This is a genomic window from Synechococcus sp. W60.1 (assembly GCF_047461575.1).
Lineage (GTDB): Bacteria > Cyanobacteriota > Cyanobacteriia > Thermostichales > Thermostichaceae > Thermostichus.
In genome coordinates, this window is record NZ_JANSHL010000002.1 from 50,176 (window position 1) to 64,595 (window position 14,420).

The following is a 14,420-nucleotide window of genomic DNA, read 5'->3' on the forward strand; positions in this document are numbered from 1 at the left end:
CTAGCTCTTTTTGTGAGTGCTGCTATGCAAACTCAATCTCTTAACCAGACCTCTTACGTTTTCAGGACCGAGAACCTGAATGTCTACTATGGCTCCAATCTGGCGGTAAAAAATGTTACTCTGGACATCCCAGCCCGGCAAATTACTGCGTTTATCGGCCCTTCTGGCTGTGGCAAAAGCACGATTCTGCGCTGTTTTAACCGCACCAACGATTTGATCCCCGGTGCTCGTGTAGAGGGCAAGCTCACCTACCACGGCAAGGATCTCTACGCCAAAGAAGTCGATCCGGTGGCGGTGAGGCGGCGTATCGGCATGGTCTTCCAAAAGCCCAATCCCTTCCCCAAAAGCATTTACGACAACGTGGCCTACGGCCCGCGGGTGCTGGGGATGAAGGTGGACTTGGACGAGGTGGTGGAAACCTCGCTGAGGCGGGCTGCCCTCTGGGATGAAGTCAAAGACAAGTTGAAAGAAAATGGTCAGTCGCTGTCGGGAGGGCAGCAGCAGCGCTTGTGTATTGCCCGCGCTCTGGCGGTACAGCCGGATGTGATTTTGATGGATGAGCCCTGTTCGGCACTGGATCCCATTTCCACCCGCCGCATTGAGGAGCTGATGAAGGAGCTGGTACAGGACTACACCATCATCATTGTCACCCACAACATGCAGCAGGCCGGCCGCGTCTCGGATATGACGGCTTTCTTCAGCGTGGAGCTGGTGGGATCCAACCGTGTGGGCGAGCTGATGGAATTTGACAGAACTGAAGTCATCTTCAACAGCCCCACCAAGCAAGCCACAAGAGATTATGTGGAGGGCCGCTTCGGCTAATCGACCTGGCCGGACAGGGATCCTTCCCATACTGTTCTCGGCAAACCCTTTTGCAGGCAATTTCTGCCGATGATGGAGTCTGAAGAACCGTTGCACCCAAATACGGATACCTATGATCGTTGCCGCTCCTGACAAGCTGCAGGCTTTGCGTTCTGACTTAGAGGGTATTGAGATCATCACTGATCCGGCTCAGGTGGCCAAGTTGTCGTTGGATTTTTACCACTACAGCCCCGTGCTGAGCCGACAACTGAGCGACAAGCGGGGAGATTTGGTGGTGCGCCCCGCCGATGAGGCCGAGGTGATGCGGGTGGCAGCGGCCTGTGCCAGGCTGCGGATCCCGGTTACGGTGCGCGGTGCCGGTACCGGTAATTACGGCCAATGTATCCCGCTGGCCGGGGGTGTGATCCTGGACATGGGCAAGCTCAACCAGGTGCTTTGGGCAAAGCCGGGCTTGGCGCGGGTGCAGGCGGGGGCCAAGTTGATGGCCATCGACAAACACACCCGGGAGATGGGCTGGGAGATCCGCATGGCTCCTTCCACCTATCGCACGGCCACCATCGGGGGGTTCATTGCTGGCGGCAGTGGTGGCATTGGTTCTGTGACTTACGGCCAACTGCGGGATCGGGGCAACATCTTGGGGCTGCGGGTGGTCACCCTGGAGGAAGAGCCCCGGGTGCTGGAGCTGCGGGGAGATGAGGTATTCAAAGTAAGCCATGCCTGGGGCCTCAATGGGATCATCACCGAGGTGGAGATCCCGCTGGCGCCTGCTTATCCTTGGGCGGAGCTGGTGGTGGCCTTTCCCCCTGAAGTGGGCTTTATGCCCTGTGCCCATTTTGGCCAAGCCCTGGGAGATGCCGATGGGATCCTCAAGAAATTGGTCAGCCTGCACGCTTGGCCGATCCCCAGCTACTTTGCACCGCTGCGGGGTCATTTGCCAGAAGGATCCGCTGTGGCCCTGTTGATGGTGGCCGAATGCAGCCTGGAGCCGCTGTTGGAGCTTGTCCGGGAACATGGGGGCCAAGTGGTTTACAACAAAACGGCCCAGGAGGCCAGCAAGGGGATCTCGCTGGGGGAATTTTCTTGGAATCACACCACCTTGCACTGCCGCAGCGTGGATCCCAGCCTGACTTATTTACAATCGGCTTTTCCCGCCGATCGGGAGCTGAAGCTGGTGCAGCACATGTACGAGTATTTTGGCGACGAAGTGCTGATGCACCTGGAGTGGATTCGCATCAACGGGCAAGCTACCCCTGTCGGCCTGCAAATTGTCCGCTTTACCACCGAAGAGCGTCTAAACGAGATCATGCGCTACCACGAAGAGCAGGGAGTATTTATTGCCAACCCCCACACTTTCATCATCGAAGACGGCGGGCGCAAAGTGATGGATCCGCGCCAGATTCGTTTTAAAGAAGAAGTGGATCCCTATGGCCTGCTCAATCCGGGCAAGATGCGCACCTGGCAGGAGCGCGCCTCTGCTTGAGGAATAGCAACAGTAGCACAGCAATTGGCCTTGGTCTATCTGTATTGCCCATGTTTAATCCCTGATGGATTGTCTGGGCAGGACAACACCAGTCCAAAGCTCTACAGTCAGTACTGTGGGAATGCTGTCCACCGTTAAATGCTTTGTGGTGTGGACTGTCAAACTTCCGGCAGCCAGTCCTCTGCAAGCACCAACTCTGGAGAGTAGGGACAGACATCTGGAAATGTCGAGATTTCTATCCCCGTTTGCCTGGCTGCTTGGCGGCGCGCCCGTTGATAACTCTCTTCAAGTTGCTCTACCAGATAACCTTTTAGGCTAGGGCTATCTTCTATGGCCAATCCGATTTGGGTTCGCGCATCTGTGATGGAATCTAGCCAGCTATCTGAACGGCGCTGAGGTTGATATTGCCACTTGAGTAGATGCAGCAGAAGGCGAGTTAATTGACTGGTAATCCCTCGTCGTTCGCTCTTACCCAAATTCTCAACCTCTTCAATTAAGTGTGTTAGGTCAATTTCATGCCAGCGCCTTTCCCGCAATAGCCGGGTTGTTCGGTCAATCCACAAGTTAAAGTCTGTCGAGTATAGATTGCTCATAGCTTTGTCCTGCTGAAAAATAGGGTCGCGATAATTATGAAATCCAGACTACGTCCTTCTTGAGTTTACTACAATAAAACCTGTAACACCTGAGTTCTCAACCGTCTGGGAGCAGAGTCCTCTGGTGACAAACCTTATCCAGGCAACTCTTTCTATAGTCATTTCGATTTAAAGCAGGACACTGCACCCACACTTAAAGTGCACCGAGCCGGAAGGCTTTTCAAGGACCCCGTCCCGCTGGCGCGATCAGGAGCCCAGGCGTCTTACCCTAAACTGAAGCAACTATATTTGACGAATATTTGACGGAGAGTGGATGGAGAGGGTGTCCCTGTGGAGAAAGGTTCAAACAAACGCTTTAACTGCCATAGTAGTTGATGGCTAAAGCTCCCACCAGAGTAAGCTGAAAGACCAAGATCACGAAGTAGAAAATGGCGCGGGGCTTGAACAGAGTGAGCATCAAGCCTATGGCTTTCAAGTCTACTATCGGCCCAAACACCATAAAAGCCAACAGGGATCCCGGCGTGAAGGTGGCGGCAAAGGAGAGGGCGAAAAAGGCATCCACCGTCGAGCAGATGGAGATGATCCCGGCCAGGGCCATCATGATCAGGATTGAGAGCAATGCATCATTGAGAGCAATGCATCTTGGCCATAATCCAGCACAAACGAACGCGGGATCACCGTTTGAATCAGGGCGGCCATCGCCGAGCCCAAGATGAGCACGGATCCCAATTCGCAGATCTCCCTGGCCCAGGTCTGCAGCAGGAGAACTCCTTTTTGTCCCCTGGAGGGAGAAGGCGCAGCGGCCAGAGCAGAGCGATACACATCTTCAGCCGTTTGTAAAGTGGCCAGGGATCCGCCAGAGGCCCCTTGAGCAGGGCTCTGGGATCCAATCCAGAAGGTGCCCCCCTGCAACAACGGCGAGCGGGAGATGTTCTTCGGATCAGCTTCTTGGGAGCAATTGCGCTGCAGCTCCCGCCAGACTGACGGCTGCAACAGAGGCTGGAAATCCTTTTGCAGGCTGAAGATCAAGCCGATGACCACCGCAATGCCAAAGGAAAAGAGAACTCGGTAGATCACCAGCTCCGGCATGGAGCGAAAGGCAATCCAAGTGGAAAAGATCACCACCGGGTTAAACACCGGCGCCGCCAACAGAAAGGCCACCGCCACGTGGGGTGGGATCCCTTTGATCACCAGTTGACGGGCCACCGGCAGGTTGCCGCACTCGCACACCGGGAAAAAGAATCCTAAAGCGCCACCGGCCACCGCGCTGCCGATTTTGCCTTTGGGCAGGAAACGGGCCAACTGGGATCCCTCGACAAACACCGCCAGCAGCCCCGATAGAAACACCCCCAGCAGCAGAAATGGCATGGCCTGCACCACAAGGCTCAGAAACAGGGTGAACCCGTCTCGCCAAAGGGGAGAGTCTAAAAGGCTCAACACACCGCCTCACGCACAATTTGGGCCTTACTGAGTTTGGATCCCGGCCCAGCGCCCTGTCAAACGGCTCTCAACCCCGCTCTTCTATAGGGATGTAGCGTTGCTGGCGTTCACCTGTGTACACCTGGGTGGGTCGGAAAAGCCGATTATCGGACAACTGCTCCCGCCAATGGGCCAGCCAACCCGCCGCTCGGGCAATGGCAAACACCGGTGTAAACAAATCTTCTGGGATCCCCAGCTTGGCGTAGACCAACCCTGAGTAGAAGTCCACATTCGGGTAGATCCCCTTCGGCCCTAGCAACTCCTCACACACCCGCTCCACCTCCAGGGCAATGTCGTAGTACTTGTCGTGGCCGTAGCGCTCAAATAGCTCTTCGGCCAGCCGCTGCAGGATAGTGGCCCGCGGATCCTTCACCTTGTAGACTCGGTGCCCCATGCCCATGATGCGCTGTTTTTTGGCCAGTTTCTCCTCGATAAACGAGCGCACATTTTCCACCGAGCCAATTTGCCGCAGCAGCATCATCACCTGTTGGTTGGCCCCCCCGTGCAACAGCCCCGAAAGGGTACCCACCGCCGTGGCCAGGCTGCTGTAAGGGTTAGCCAGCGTGGAAGCGCTCACCAGAAGGGCAAACGTGGAGGCATTGACTGTGTGCTCGGCGTGCAGGATCAGGCAGATGTCAAAAATGCGGGCCAACCAGGGATCCGGCTTCTTGCCCGAGAGCATGTACAGAAAGTTGGAAGCGTGATCCAGACTATCGTCCGGGGGAATGGGATCGTTGCCCTGTCGCATCTGGTGGAACATGGCCACCATGGTCGGCAGCTTGGAGAGCAAGCGGGTGACGGTGCCGAATACATAGTCGGGATCCATCTCCCGCAGCGGGTAAAACAGCCCCAAGCCCGCCACACAGGTTTGCAGAGCATCCATCGGGTGGCCCGACTCCGGAAACGACTTGATCATGTCGCGGATGCGGTATTTCACCCGTCGATGACTGCGGATTGCCTGATCAAAGTTGTCCAGCTCCGATTGGGTCGGCAGCTTGCCAAAGATCAGCAAGTAGGCTGTCTCCAGAAAGGTACTGTGGGCGGTTAATTCCTCGATGGGGATGCCCCGATATTCCAGGATCCCCGCCTGGCCATCCACAAAACTAATGTTGGAGCGTGTGGCCGGAACGCCTTCCAAGCCTGGTCTGTATTCGCCATCCGCCATGGTCGGATCCTTAGAGCAAGTATTTCCTAGATAATGATGAATCAAGGGTTGCCAAAGGTGCCTGGAACCCAACCCCTTGTTCCTCTTGGGCAGCACTGACCCCGCTTCGCTACAGTAAAGCAAATTTTGGATCCCTGCAGCCAAGTGCCGCCCTTGCCATCCTTTACAGAGAGCTGGGCTGGGATCTGCCTTCTATCTTGCAACAGCTCCCGCTGCCCGACGCAAAAATTGTTGCTATGGTGAGAACTGCGCCCGGCTTGAGGGATCTTGGCGCTTGCCGGAGCCTCAAAAATTTGCTCCCCCGCTTGGAGATCGGCACCGATGTCGGATACTGCTCAAACCCACCTTGGCTCTAGCCCAGTGCAAGGACTGGAGTACGTGGTACTGGGAGTGGCCACTTGTTTCCAGCAGGATCAGGAAGGTCGCCTGGTAGAGGTTTTGGTGGCCGAGCCGGTGCCTGCTGCCGATTTGGACTGCCTAGCCCAAGAACGCCGCAGCACTTCCTATGTTCTCCTCTACGCCACAACCTACGCCGAGATCGTGAACAACGGGATCCCAACTTTGCCTGCCGATGTTTTCCCGCCAGGGGTGTTGTTGGGAGAAGACTTCGTGGAACGGGTGCAGGCAGCGGCCCGCACCTATCGCAGCAAGCCCCAGTTTCGCCATATCCCCCTGCACCAAACCTGCACTCCAGAGCGGGGGGTGTTCAGGCTCAATCACAGCGTTGAGCCCCGACGGATCCTCAACGCGGTTGTGGAGGTGAAGGATGCCGACAACATCAAACAGCACCCCCACACCCATCAACGGCTCTGACTCACTGGGCTGTACGGGTCAGACGTGCCCTGGAAAGCAGGTTGAACCGCCACTCTGGGCTAGGCTTCGGGATCCCTCTACCCTTCTGGAGCAGGTACGCAGCGGTCAGGTTTGGCTGGTTAAGGGAATGGGATCCCATGGGCTGTTGCTGGAGAAAGCTCATATTGTCGAGCTGCTGGAGTTTGGTGCAGCCGTTGGCCTGGCCATCGATCGCGATTGCCGAGCAGTTTTGCCGATCGCGTAAGCGGGACGGAGTCCTTTTGGCCAAGTGTATCTGCAGGCCCCTGCCACTTTTTTGGAGCGTCAGTGGGGCTATCGTCGTCGCGCTCGCAGCACCGAGATCCTGCAAAAGTTGACAGAGGCTTACCCCAGCCGGCGGCGGGCTACCCTTCTCTGGCAGCATCTTCATCAGCAGTTTGGGCCGGCGTTGCTTGCTTCTGTGCCGGACGAATGGCTAGGACGGTTGGTGGGGGTGTCGGGAGATCTGATCCAACGTTGCCGCCAAGAAATGAGGATCCCTGCTGGCGCTTTGGGCTGCAGAGAGCAAGATTGAGACGGGGGGAGCCCAAGAGAGAAACTCGAGCGCTTGTTTCACCAAAAGACAAGCTGCTGCCGCCTCAACCCCAGCAAAAGGACGGCAAAACACTTGGTCAAAGGAATTGGTGGCTTTCCGGCTGCAACACTATCTCGCTCGGTACAGCACCAGCGGGCGCTGTAAGGGCAAAGCAGATGGCTTCCGCAGCCGTGGCAGGGCTGAGCATCTTGTCTCGTTGCACCTTCAGGCTGATGGGATCCCAGAAGGGTGAGTCGATGCCCCCGAAGTAAAACAGCGTAAATCTGACCCCAAAGCGCTTCAGCTCATCGGCCATGCACTTGCTAAACCCGACCACCCCAAACTTGGCCGCACAGTAAGCAGAGGCCATCGCCATGGGATAACGTCCAAGGACGCCGGGAAAATTGAGGATGTGGCCGGATTTTTGCTCCCGCATGGGGTTGGCAGCCAGTTGGCTGGTGTAGAAGCTGCCCTTCAGGTTGACCGCCAGCATTCGCTCCAGGTCTGCGGGGGTTAGCTGGGGAGCAGGCTTCAGGATCCCGGCCCCGGCCAGGTTAATCAGCACGTCAATGCGCCCATGCTTTTGCACCGTTTGGTTGACCAGTGCCTCTACCTGGGCATAGTCCGTCACATCAGTGGGGATCCCCAATCCAGAGGCAGCCCCCAAAGAGGCTGATTTCTCCACCAGAGCTCGCAGGGGCTCTTCTCGCCGAGCGGCCAACACCAGATGGGATCCGGCCTGAGCCAGCATGGGCACCAGGACGCTGCCGATACCCCCTGTTGCCCCTGTGATCAAAATAACTGCCTGCGATAGCGGAGAAGACACGTTACGTTTCTTAAACTCTTTTTCCCATCATACACAGGGATCCCGACAAGCCAGTCACAGCCCCACTGGATCCCTCGACAGAGGTCATCTGAGCGGTGGAGAAGACAGGAAAGGCTGGTACAGCCACAACCCACTGAACCCCAGGGTTAGGAGAGTGAGGGGCAGGCCAAAGCGCAGATGTTCTCCAAACGAGAGCACGTAGCCTTTTTTGGCCGCTGCCTCAACCGTGATCAGATTGGCCACCGCCCCAAATAGAGTCAAATTGCCCGCCAAAGTGGAGCCGGCAGCCAGCAACAGCCAAGCGGTGGTCTCCTGTCGGGGCAGGAACGATTGCAGCAACAGCACCGCCGGCACATTGGAGATGAGGTTGGATAAAACGGCCACACTACTCAGCAGGGCAAGAGGGGATCCCGCCAGACTCTCTGCCAAGGATCCCAAGCTCATCCCCCAAGCAGTGACCAGCTCTCCCGTTGCCCGCGTCAGGATAAATAGCCCGGAAAACATCACCAGCAGATTCCAGTCCACCTGCCCCAAAAATCGCTCCGGCTTCAGCCTGCGGGTAATCAACAACAGGGCTGCCGCCACCAAGGCCGATTCTGCCAAGGGAAGTCCGGCTACAAAGGCCACAAACAGCCCCCCCGTAATCACCACGCTCTTGCGCAACAGGGGCGGATAGAGCCGCAGCGGTAGCCAAGGCACCTGGGCAAAGGGTTTCAACGAGCGCACCTCAGGGTAGTACAGCCACAGCAACCCCACTTCCAGCAGCAGCCCCACCACGGCAATGGGGGTCATCTGGGCAGCAAACTCCAGGTAGCCGATCCCAGAGAAGGAGCCGATCAGGATATTCTGCGGGTTGCCGCTCAGGGTGGCGACGGATCCCAGGTTGGTGGCTGCCGCCAAGCCCAGCAGATAGGGAATCGGGTTTAACCCCAGCACCGTTGTGACCTGCAAAGTCAGGGGAGTAAACACCAGCGCCAGCGTGTCGTTGAGCAGGAAAGCCGAGAGCAGCCCGCTGCCGAACACCAGCATGATCAACAGACCAAAGGGGCTGCGGCTCACCCGAATCAAGCCCAGCAAAGCCAACTGAAAAGCCCCCCCATAGGACAAGCTGGCATTTACCACCATCATGCTCAGGAGAAACACAATCGTGGTCGGGTCAATGGCTTCCCAAGCCTGCCGTAGCGACAAGGTCCCCAAGCCAATCAACAGGGCGGATCCCACCAGGGCGATGGTGGCCCGGTTCATACGCAGCCTGGGCAGGGATCCCAGTCCCAACCCGACATAGCTCAAACCCAACACCAACCAAGACAGCCCCTGCACCCCCCGATCCCTCCCGCACTTCTTTCAGGATCCCTGATGGGTTCAGCCAATGGCAAAGGCTGGAGTTGAAACAGGCCCAACATTCCCGATACTCAATGAAGTCACAAATAAGTCACAAGAACCAATCATGGTCAGAAACCTTTCGGGATAGTCCAAAAGCTCCGCTGGATCAGCGCGTTTGCCTCGGCGAGCTGCAGACCGAGCAGAGGTGGCGAGAATATCCAAGGTCTGGCCATCGTTCGTAGGATAATGGGAGCCCGCAGACATTGAGTTACCCACCGTTCACTGAGGAGTTGTCCCCTTGGTCAAAGAACGCGTAGAGGTCATCGTCCCGGCCACCACCGCCAACTTGGGGCCAGGGTTCGACTGCATCGGTGCAGCCCTAGAGCTCTACAATCACTTCTATTTTCGCGAGATCCCTTCTGGCCTCAGCATCCACTACCGCGGCAGCGACCACATCAGCCAAAGCAAGGACAACCTGGTGTACCGGGCTTTTTGCCGCGCCTTTGAGTTGCTGAGTAAGCCTGTGCCAGGGGTAGAAATCGAAATCACCCTCAACGTGCCGCTGGCGCGGGGGTTGGGCAGTTCTGCTACCGCCATTGTCGGCGGCTTACTGGGGGCCAATGCCATTGGAGCACTCAACTTAGCTCCCGAAACCCTTCTACAACTGGCTATTGCCTTGGAGGGCCACCCAGACAATGTGGTGCCCGCCCTGCAGGGCAGTTGTCAGCTTTGTGTGCAGGGACAGCAGGGGCAATGGGTGTTTTGTCCCGTGGAGTGGCATGAGAGCATTGGCATCCTGGCCGTAGTGCCCAACTTTAAGCTTTCCACCCAAGCGGCCCGCGAGATCCTGCCCAAATCCGTCAGCTTGGCGGATGCGGTTTTTTCCAGCAGCCATCTGGGCCTGCTCATTCGCAGCTTGCAGTCGGGGCGGGTGGACTGGCTGAAGGTGGCTCTGCAGGATCGGCTGCACCAGCCGGCGCGTATGGAGCTGATCACTGGGTTCAAAACGGTTCAAGCTGCAGCCATGGCTGCCGGAGCCTATGGGGTGGTGATCAGCGGAGCCGGCCCCACTCTTCTGGCCCTCTGTGCTCCCGAGAATCGGGAACGGGTGGGATCCGCGATGGTCAGCGCTTGGGCGCAGTTGGATATTGAAGCGGAGGCCAAACTGCTCAACCTGGACCGGCAGGGAGGACGGGTGGTGATCCACTCCCAGCCGTCTGGATAGGAAACTCCCTCTCCAGTCGGGGAGCTACCCTGCTGCCGGGAAGCCATCTTGCAGCAGCAACACCAAGGGCGGAAGAAATAGCCAAGCCGCCACCATCAAGGACGCCACTGCCGCCATCAACACCGCTGCCGCCGCGCAATCTTTGGCGATCTCGGCCAGGAGATGGTACTTGCTGCCCAGGGTGAGATCCACCACTGCTTCCAGAGCGGTATTCACCAGCTCCAGCGCCATCACCAAACCGCTGGTTAGGCTAATCACGGCCATTTCCAAGGCGCTCAGCTGCAGGCCCAGCCCAAGGCCAAAGGCCATCACCGCCATCACCATGTGAATGCGCAAGTTGCGCTGGGTGCGGATGGCATAGACCAAGCCCTTGCCCGCGTAGTAGAAACTTTTGCCCAAGTTGTCGGCCACTTGCCAAGAGGGGGGGCGTCGCCAGGGATCCCTTCCCAAAGGCTCGGCACTGGCTGCCCGATCCGCCTCAGATGGCTGCGCTGGGTCTCTGGAATGGACGCGCCGCCGGAACACCGCCAGGCGAGAACGCTCCGGCAACCGACTAGGGCTGTTGGCCATGGGCCACCTCCCCATCCAGTTGGATGGCGGCAAGCAACTGTCGCTGTTGCTGCAACATGCGCTGTAGGGACAGTTCATCCGGGTGATCCCACCCCAGCAGATGCAGCAAACCATGGCTGCCCAGCCAGGCCAACTCTTGCGAGAGACGATGCCCCTGCGCTTTGGCCTGTGCGCGGGCGGTGGGCACCGAAATCACAATATCCCCCAGTAGGCGTACCCCCGTTATGTCTTGGATCCCAAAGGGGGCAAGCATCTCCTGTGCGGCAAAGGCCAGCACGTCGGTAGGCTCGTCGAGGTGGCGAAACTCGCGGTTGAGCTGGCGGATGTGCTCATCGGAAGTGAGGCAAAGGCTGAGCTCGCATGGCTCCTGGACTCCCAGCTCTTTCAGCCAGATCTCAAACCAATGACGCCAAGTGGCTTCTTCAACCGGGCTGGGGATGTTGAATTGCAGATAGAGATCTAAAAATCCATCCATGCGGGCCTCACTCACACCACGCCCCTTATTCTACTGGTTTGCCCAGATTGGGCCAGGTTTTGCTTCTTTGCTCTGCCAGCTGTTTCAGCGCCTGTCGTAGTCGATTCTCCAACAGATGGCAGCCTGAGTCCAAATCCTCTGTCGGGAACAGATCCCCGGCAATACCCACTGCCCAGGCCCCTGCTTGCAGGTATTCCGCTGCCCCGGCCAAGGTGACTCCCCCGGTGGGGATCAACGGCAGGGATCCCAGCACCGATTGTAGATGGCGCAGGTAGCGGGATCCCCCCATGCTCTCCACCGGAAACACCTTTACTGCCGTTGCCCCCGCCTGCCACGCCCTCCAGATCTCGCTGGGGGTGAGGGCACCGGGCACGATGGGCAGCCCCACCTCCCGACCCCAGCGGATAACTTGCTCATCGGTGAAGGGGCAAACGCAAAACTGGGCTCCTGCCTGCCAAGCCTGCTCCGCCACCTGCCGATCGAGAACAGTGCCCACCCCTATCCAACACTGCGGGTGGTCTTGTCGCAGTTGGGCAATCAGCTCCAGATATTGGGGAACTTGCGTGGTGATTTCAATGTGGCGGATCCCGGCTCGGATGGCCAGCATGGCTCCCTCGAGAGCTTGGGCTGGGCTGGCACAGAGGCGGATCACCGCGATCAGCGGCTGCTGCCACAGATGGAGTAGCCAGGGGTGCTGTGACCCTTTCCCGAAACCGCACTCAAAATCCTCGAATACCATCTGTGGGGAAATACCCTCTCATCGGTTTCTCATCTTTGCCAGATGTTGAGGTCGCTGTCGCTCGCCGGTGGGTTGGGCTGCCCACCATCAGACCCATGAGATCCAAAGGTTAGTACGAGCCTAACAGCGGTGTGGTTATTTCAAACAGGTTTGAGACAGTTCCCGGTTGCCCCTCGCCCCTAACCCTTCTTTCCCTGGGAGAGGAAAGTCAAAACAAAGAAACGAATAGTTTCACTGCTCCTGAGAGTGACGCCGCTGTGTCGCCAGGGTCTTTTTCTTATGTCCTGTCGCTTCTTTCTATTTCTTGTCAAGCAGCCATAACCGGCAATAGCCAGCTCAGGCCCGATTCAGATCCGTGGGGATCTTTGTATCCTTAGGGTCGATGGGTCAGTCGCAGAGGGTGTGAGGAGTGACGAGTCTGAGTCGTGGGGCACGCAGACTGAAAGTGTGGGTGATGCTTGGATTGCTCACCCTCTTGCTGTTGGGGGGACTGGGGGGGGGTGTCCCGTCTCAGGCGCAGAATGTCAACCAATTGCAACAGCGGCAGCAGCAGATCCAGCACCAAATCCAGAGCACTCAGCGCCGCCTGGGAGAACTGCGCCAAGCAGAAGAAGAAGCCCGCCGCCGCATGGGATCCCTGCAGCAAAACATTCGACAGACCGAATCCAGCCTTCGCGACAATCAGTATCGTCTGGAACAAGCCCAGAAAGCCCTGGAGCAAGCTCAAAAGGAGCTACAGGAGCTGGAAGACCGCCTGAGACGGCAGCAACAGGGCACGGCTGCCCGTTTGCGCTACATGCAGCGACAGGGGGCCGAACATTGGTGGGCTTTGCTGCTCACCAGCCGTGACTTGAACGAGTTTTTCGACCGCCGCCACCAACTGCAACTGTTGATCGAGGCGGATCGGCAGTTGATCCAAGAGCTGCAAGCAATGGCCAAGGAGGTGGATCAACAGCGCATTGCTCTGGAGATGCAGCGCAACGAGATCTCTTTGATTTTGCAGGAGCTGGCCGCCCAGAAGAACCAACTGCAGCAGCAGGCGGTCGCCCAAGAGCAGCTGTTGAGCCGCTTGGCCAACGAACGCGCGGCCTATGAAGCAGCCCAACGGCGGCTGGAAGCCGATTCCCAACAGTTGACTCTCCTCATCCAGCAACTGATCGCCCAGCAGGCCCAACAGCAGGGGGGCAGGGATCCCGTTCAAGGGACGGGCCGATTCATCGCTCCGGTGCGCGGGCCGATCACCAGTGGCTTTGGCTGGCGGGTTCACCCCATCTACCGCAGTCGCCGCTTTCATGCGGGGATCGATTTTGGTGTGCCCACCGGCACTGCGGTGAGAGCCTCCGACCGGGGCACCGTCATCTACGCCGGCTGGTACGGCGGCTATGGCTACACGGTGATTGTGAATCACGGGGGCGGCATCACCACCCTGTACGCCCACAACAGCCGCGTTGCCGTTGGGGTAGGCCAGCAGGTACAGCGGGGGCAAGTTGTTGCTGCTTCCGGCTCCACCGGCCTCTCCACCGGGCCCCATGTTCACTTCGAAGTGCGCGTCAATGGCCAACCGGTGGATCCCCGCCGCTACCTGTGAAGCAAAGCCTCCGTCGGCAACAGCTTCAGGGATCCCGCCTGCAATGTCCACCGCACATCGGCAATGGAGGACAGCTCCTCCGGGTCGTGGGAAACCACCAACACCGTCCAGGTGGACTTTAGCCGAGCCAACAGCTCGATCAACTGCCGTCGCACCGACCAATCCAATCCCGCCGTCGGCTCATCCAGCAACAGCAAAAACGGGCCACGGATCAACTGGACGGCCAGGGCCAAGCGCCGCTGTTGCCCGCCGCTGAGGCGGTTTGGGGAGGTATGTAGAGGGATCTCTTCCAATCCCACCTGTCTGAGGGCGTTTTCGATCTCTTTTCTCTGTAGCTCTGGATAACCAAAGCGCATTTCCTCCAGCACCGTCAAGCCGCAAAAGTGGCGCTCTGGAAACTGAAACACCAACCCCGCCATGCTGCGCAAGCGGTTGGGGGAAAGTTCTGCCCCTCCCCAGGTAATCCGTCCTTGGGTGGGCCGCGCCAAGCCAGCCAAAATCTCCAGCAGGGTGCTCTTGCCCGCCCCACTTTTGCCCACGATCAGCCCCAACTGGTTCAGGCCCAACTCAAAGGAAAGATCGTTGAGAATGGGCTGGGAAACGCCTGCCGGATGGTAGGAAAGATGCTGAACTTGCAACATGGGGGGCAAAAGAGGGGGATGCTGTCGTTATTTTGGCACCGGAAGATCCCCGCGCGACAGCTATGGCCCTTCTTCAGCGGGAAGGTCGAAGCTTGGGAAACACCTCTATCCGGAGGAGCAGATTAAGC

Annotated in this window: 17 protein-coding genes; 7 read left to right on the forward strand and 10 right to left on the reverse strand. The window is 58.1% G+C overall.

The window, feature by feature from the left end; all coding sequences use genetic code 11:
- Positions 1-24: 24 nt before the first annotated feature.
- Positions 25-822 carry a phosphate ABC transporter ATP-binding protein PstB gene (gene pstB / locus NW805_RS02265; protein ID WP_414381779.1) on the forward strand — a complete coding sequence of 266 codons (798 nt, stop codon included), beginning with the start codon at positions 25-27 and terminating at the stop codon, positions 820-822.
- 112 nt (positions 823-934) lie between these two features.
- Positions 935-2,302, forward strand: coding sequence for an FAD-binding oxidoreductase (locus tag NW805_RS02270; protein WP_414355895.1), 1,368 nt, complete (start codon positions 935-937; stop codon positions 2,300-2,302).
- 158 nt (positions 2,303-2,460) lie between these two features.
- Here the strand turns inward: NW805_RS02270 and NW805_RS02275 are convergent, their stop codons facing one another.
- From NW805_RS02275 to NW805_RS02290, 4 genes are all read right to left on the reverse strand, one after another.
- Positions 2,461-2,895: a DUF29 domain-containing protein gene (locus tag NW805_RS02275; RefSeq protein WP_011433505.1), complete on the reverse strand. Its 435-nt coding sequence runs from the start codon at positions 2,893-2,895 to the stop codon at positions 2,461-2,463.
- A gap of 355 nt (positions 2,896-3,250) precedes the next feature.
- A complete protein-coding gene (locus NW805_RS02280) occupies positions 3,251-3,514 on the reverse strand; it encodes a permease (protein WP_414421518.1) in 264 nt (87 codons plus the stop codon).
- Complete coding sequence (locus NW805_RS02285; RefSeq protein WP_414421519.1) at positions 3,499-4,335, reverse strand: permease; 837 nt, start codon at positions 4,333-4,335, stop codon at positions 3,499-3,501. The genes NW805_RS02280 and NW805_RS02285 overlap by 16 nt, the downstream gene beginning before the upstream one ends.
- A gap of 67 nt (positions 4,336-4,402) precedes the next feature.
- Positions 4,403-5,539, reverse strand: coding sequence for a citrate synthase (locus NW805_RS02290; protein WP_414330694.1), 1,137 nt, complete (start codon positions 5,537-5,539; stop codon positions 4,403-4,405).
- A gap of 321 nt (positions 5,540-5,860) precedes the next feature.
- Between NW805_RS02290 and NW805_RS02295 the strand changes: the two genes are divergently transcribed.
- The 3 genes from NW805_RS02295 to NW805_RS02305 are packed head-to-tail and all read left to right on the forward strand — an operon-like array spanning position 5,861 to position 6,905.
- A complete protein-coding gene (locus tag NW805_RS02295; protein WP_414352129.1) occupies positions 5,861-6,352 on the forward strand; it encodes a hypothetical protein in 492 nt (163 codons plus the stop codon).
- Positions 6,306-6,596, forward strand: coding sequence for a hypothetical protein (locus NW805_RS02300; protein WP_148202743.1), 291 nt, complete (start codon positions 6,306-6,308; stop codon positions 6,594-6,596). The genes NW805_RS02295 and NW805_RS02300 overlap by 47 nt, the downstream gene beginning before the upstream one ends.
- A 24-nt stretch (positions 6,597-6,620) precedes the next feature.
- Positions 6,621-6,905, forward strand: coding sequence for a hypothetical protein (locus tag NW805_RS02305; RefSeq protein ID WP_414421520.1), 285 nt, complete (start codon positions 6,621-6,623; stop codon positions 6,903-6,905).
- 97 nt (positions 6,906-7,002) lie between these two features.
- Here NW805_RS02305 and NW805_RS02310 read toward each other — a convergent pair whose 3' ends face one another.
- Positions 7,003-7,731: an SDR family oxidoreductase gene (locus NW805_RS02310; RefSeq protein ID WP_011433499.1), complete on the reverse strand. Its 729-nt coding sequence runs from the start codon at positions 7,729-7,731 to the stop codon at positions 7,003-7,005.
- A gap of 84 nt (positions 7,732-7,815) precedes the next feature.
- Positions 7,816-9,051 (reverse strand): anion transporter, encoded by a 1,236-nt coding sequence (locus NW805_RS02315; RefSeq protein ID WP_414421521.1) that lies wholly within the window; start codon positions 9,049-9,051, stop codon positions 7,816-7,818.
- Positions 9,052-9,352: 301 nt separating this feature from the next.
- Between NW805_RS02315 and thrB the strand changes: the two genes are divergently transcribed.
- The gene (thrB, locus tag NW805_RS02320) at positions 9,353-10,279 is read left to right on the forward strand and encodes a homoserine kinase (protein ID WP_011433497.1); all 927 of its coding nucleotides are present in this window, start codon (positions 9,353-9,355) and stop codon (positions 10,277-10,279) included.
- A 24-nt stretch (positions 10,280-10,303) separates the two neighbouring features.
- Here the strand turns inward: thrB and NW805_RS02325 are convergent, their stop codons facing one another.
- Genes NW805_RS02325 through eda form a run of 3 tightly spaced genes read right to left on the reverse strand, consistent with a single transcriptional unit; the run spans position 10,304 to position 12,063 of the window.
- Positions 10,304-10,849: a diacylglycerol kinase family protein gene (locus NW805_RS02325; protein ID WP_414329599.1), complete on the reverse strand. Its 546-nt coding sequence runs from the start codon at positions 10,847-10,849 to the stop codon at positions 10,304-10,306.
- Complete coding sequence (gene ybeY, locus NW805_RS02330; protein ID WP_414421522.1) at positions 10,833-11,324, reverse strand: rRNA maturation RNase YbeY; 492 nt, start codon at positions 11,322-11,324, stop codon at positions 10,833-10,835. The genes NW805_RS02325 and ybeY overlap by 17 nt, the downstream gene beginning before the upstream one ends.
- Positions 11,325-11,349: 25 nt before the next feature.
- On the reverse strand, positions 11,350-12,063 hold the full coding sequence (gene eda / locus NW805_RS02335) for a bifunctional 4-hydroxy-2-oxoglutarate aldolase/2-dehydro-3-deoxy-phosphogluconate aldolase (protein ID WP_414421523.1): 714 nt from the start codon (positions 12,061-12,063) through the stop codon (positions 11,350-11,352).
- A gap of 409 nt (positions 12,064-12,472) precedes the next feature.
- Between eda and NW805_RS02340 the strand changes: the two genes are divergently transcribed.
- On the forward strand, positions 12,473-13,651 hold the full coding sequence (locus tag NW805_RS02340; RefSeq protein ID WP_414421524.1) for a murein hydrolase activator EnvC family protein: 1,179 nt from the start codon (positions 12,473-12,475) through the stop codon (positions 13,649-13,651).
- On the opposite strand, the gene NW805_RS02345 is transcribed toward NW805_RS02340, so the two are convergent.
- A complete protein-coding gene (locus NW805_RS02345; protein ID WP_414421698.1) occupies positions 13,642-14,292 on the reverse strand; it encodes an ABC transporter ATP-binding protein in 651 nt (216 codons plus the stop codon). The two genes, NW805_RS02340 and NW805_RS02345, sit on opposite strands and share 10 nt — an antisense overlap.
- Positions 14,293-14,420: the final 128 nt, after the last annotated feature.

Bases quoted from the DNA above. Each gene is read 5' to 3' on its own strand.
- pstB (WP_414381779.1), top strand. From the start codon at position 25: ATGCAAACTCAATCTCTTAACCAGACCTCTTACGTTTTCAGGACCGAG.
- ybeY (WP_414421522.1), bottom strand. From the start codon at position 11,324: ATGGATGGATTTTTAGATCTCTATCTGCAATTCAACATCCCCAGCCCG.
- NW805_RS02275 (WP_011433505.1), bottom strand. From the start codon at position 2,895: ATGAGCAATCTATACTCGACAGACTTTAACTTGTGGATTGACCGAACA.
- NW805_RS02270 (WP_414355895.1), top strand. From the start codon at position 935: ATGATCGTTGCCGCTCCTGACAAGCTGCAGGCTTTGCGTTCTGACTTA.
- NW805_RS02325 (WP_414329599.1), bottom strand. From the start codon at position 10,849: ATGGCCAACAGCCCTAGTCGGTTGCCGGAGCGTTCTCGCCTGGCGGTG.
- NW805_RS02295 (WP_414352129.1), top strand. From the start codon at position 5,861: ATGTCGGATACTGCTCAAACCCACCTTGGCTCTAGCCCAGTGCAAGGA.
- NW805_RS02290 (WP_414330694.1), bottom strand. From the start codon at position 5,539: ATGGCGGATGGCGAATACAGACCAGGCTTGGAAGGCGTTCCGGCCACA.
- NW805_RS02300 (WP_148202743.1), top strand. From the start codon at position 6,306: ATGCCGACAACATCAAACAGCACCCCCACACCCATCAACGGCTCTGAC.
- eda (WP_414421523.1), bottom strand. From the start codon at position 12,063: ATGGTATTCGAGGATTTTGAGTGCGGTTTCGGGAAAGGGTCACAGCAC.
- NW805_RS02345 (WP_414421698.1), bottom strand. From the start codon at position 14,292: ATGTTGCAAGTTCAGCATCTTTCCTACCATCCGGCAGGCGTTTCCCAG.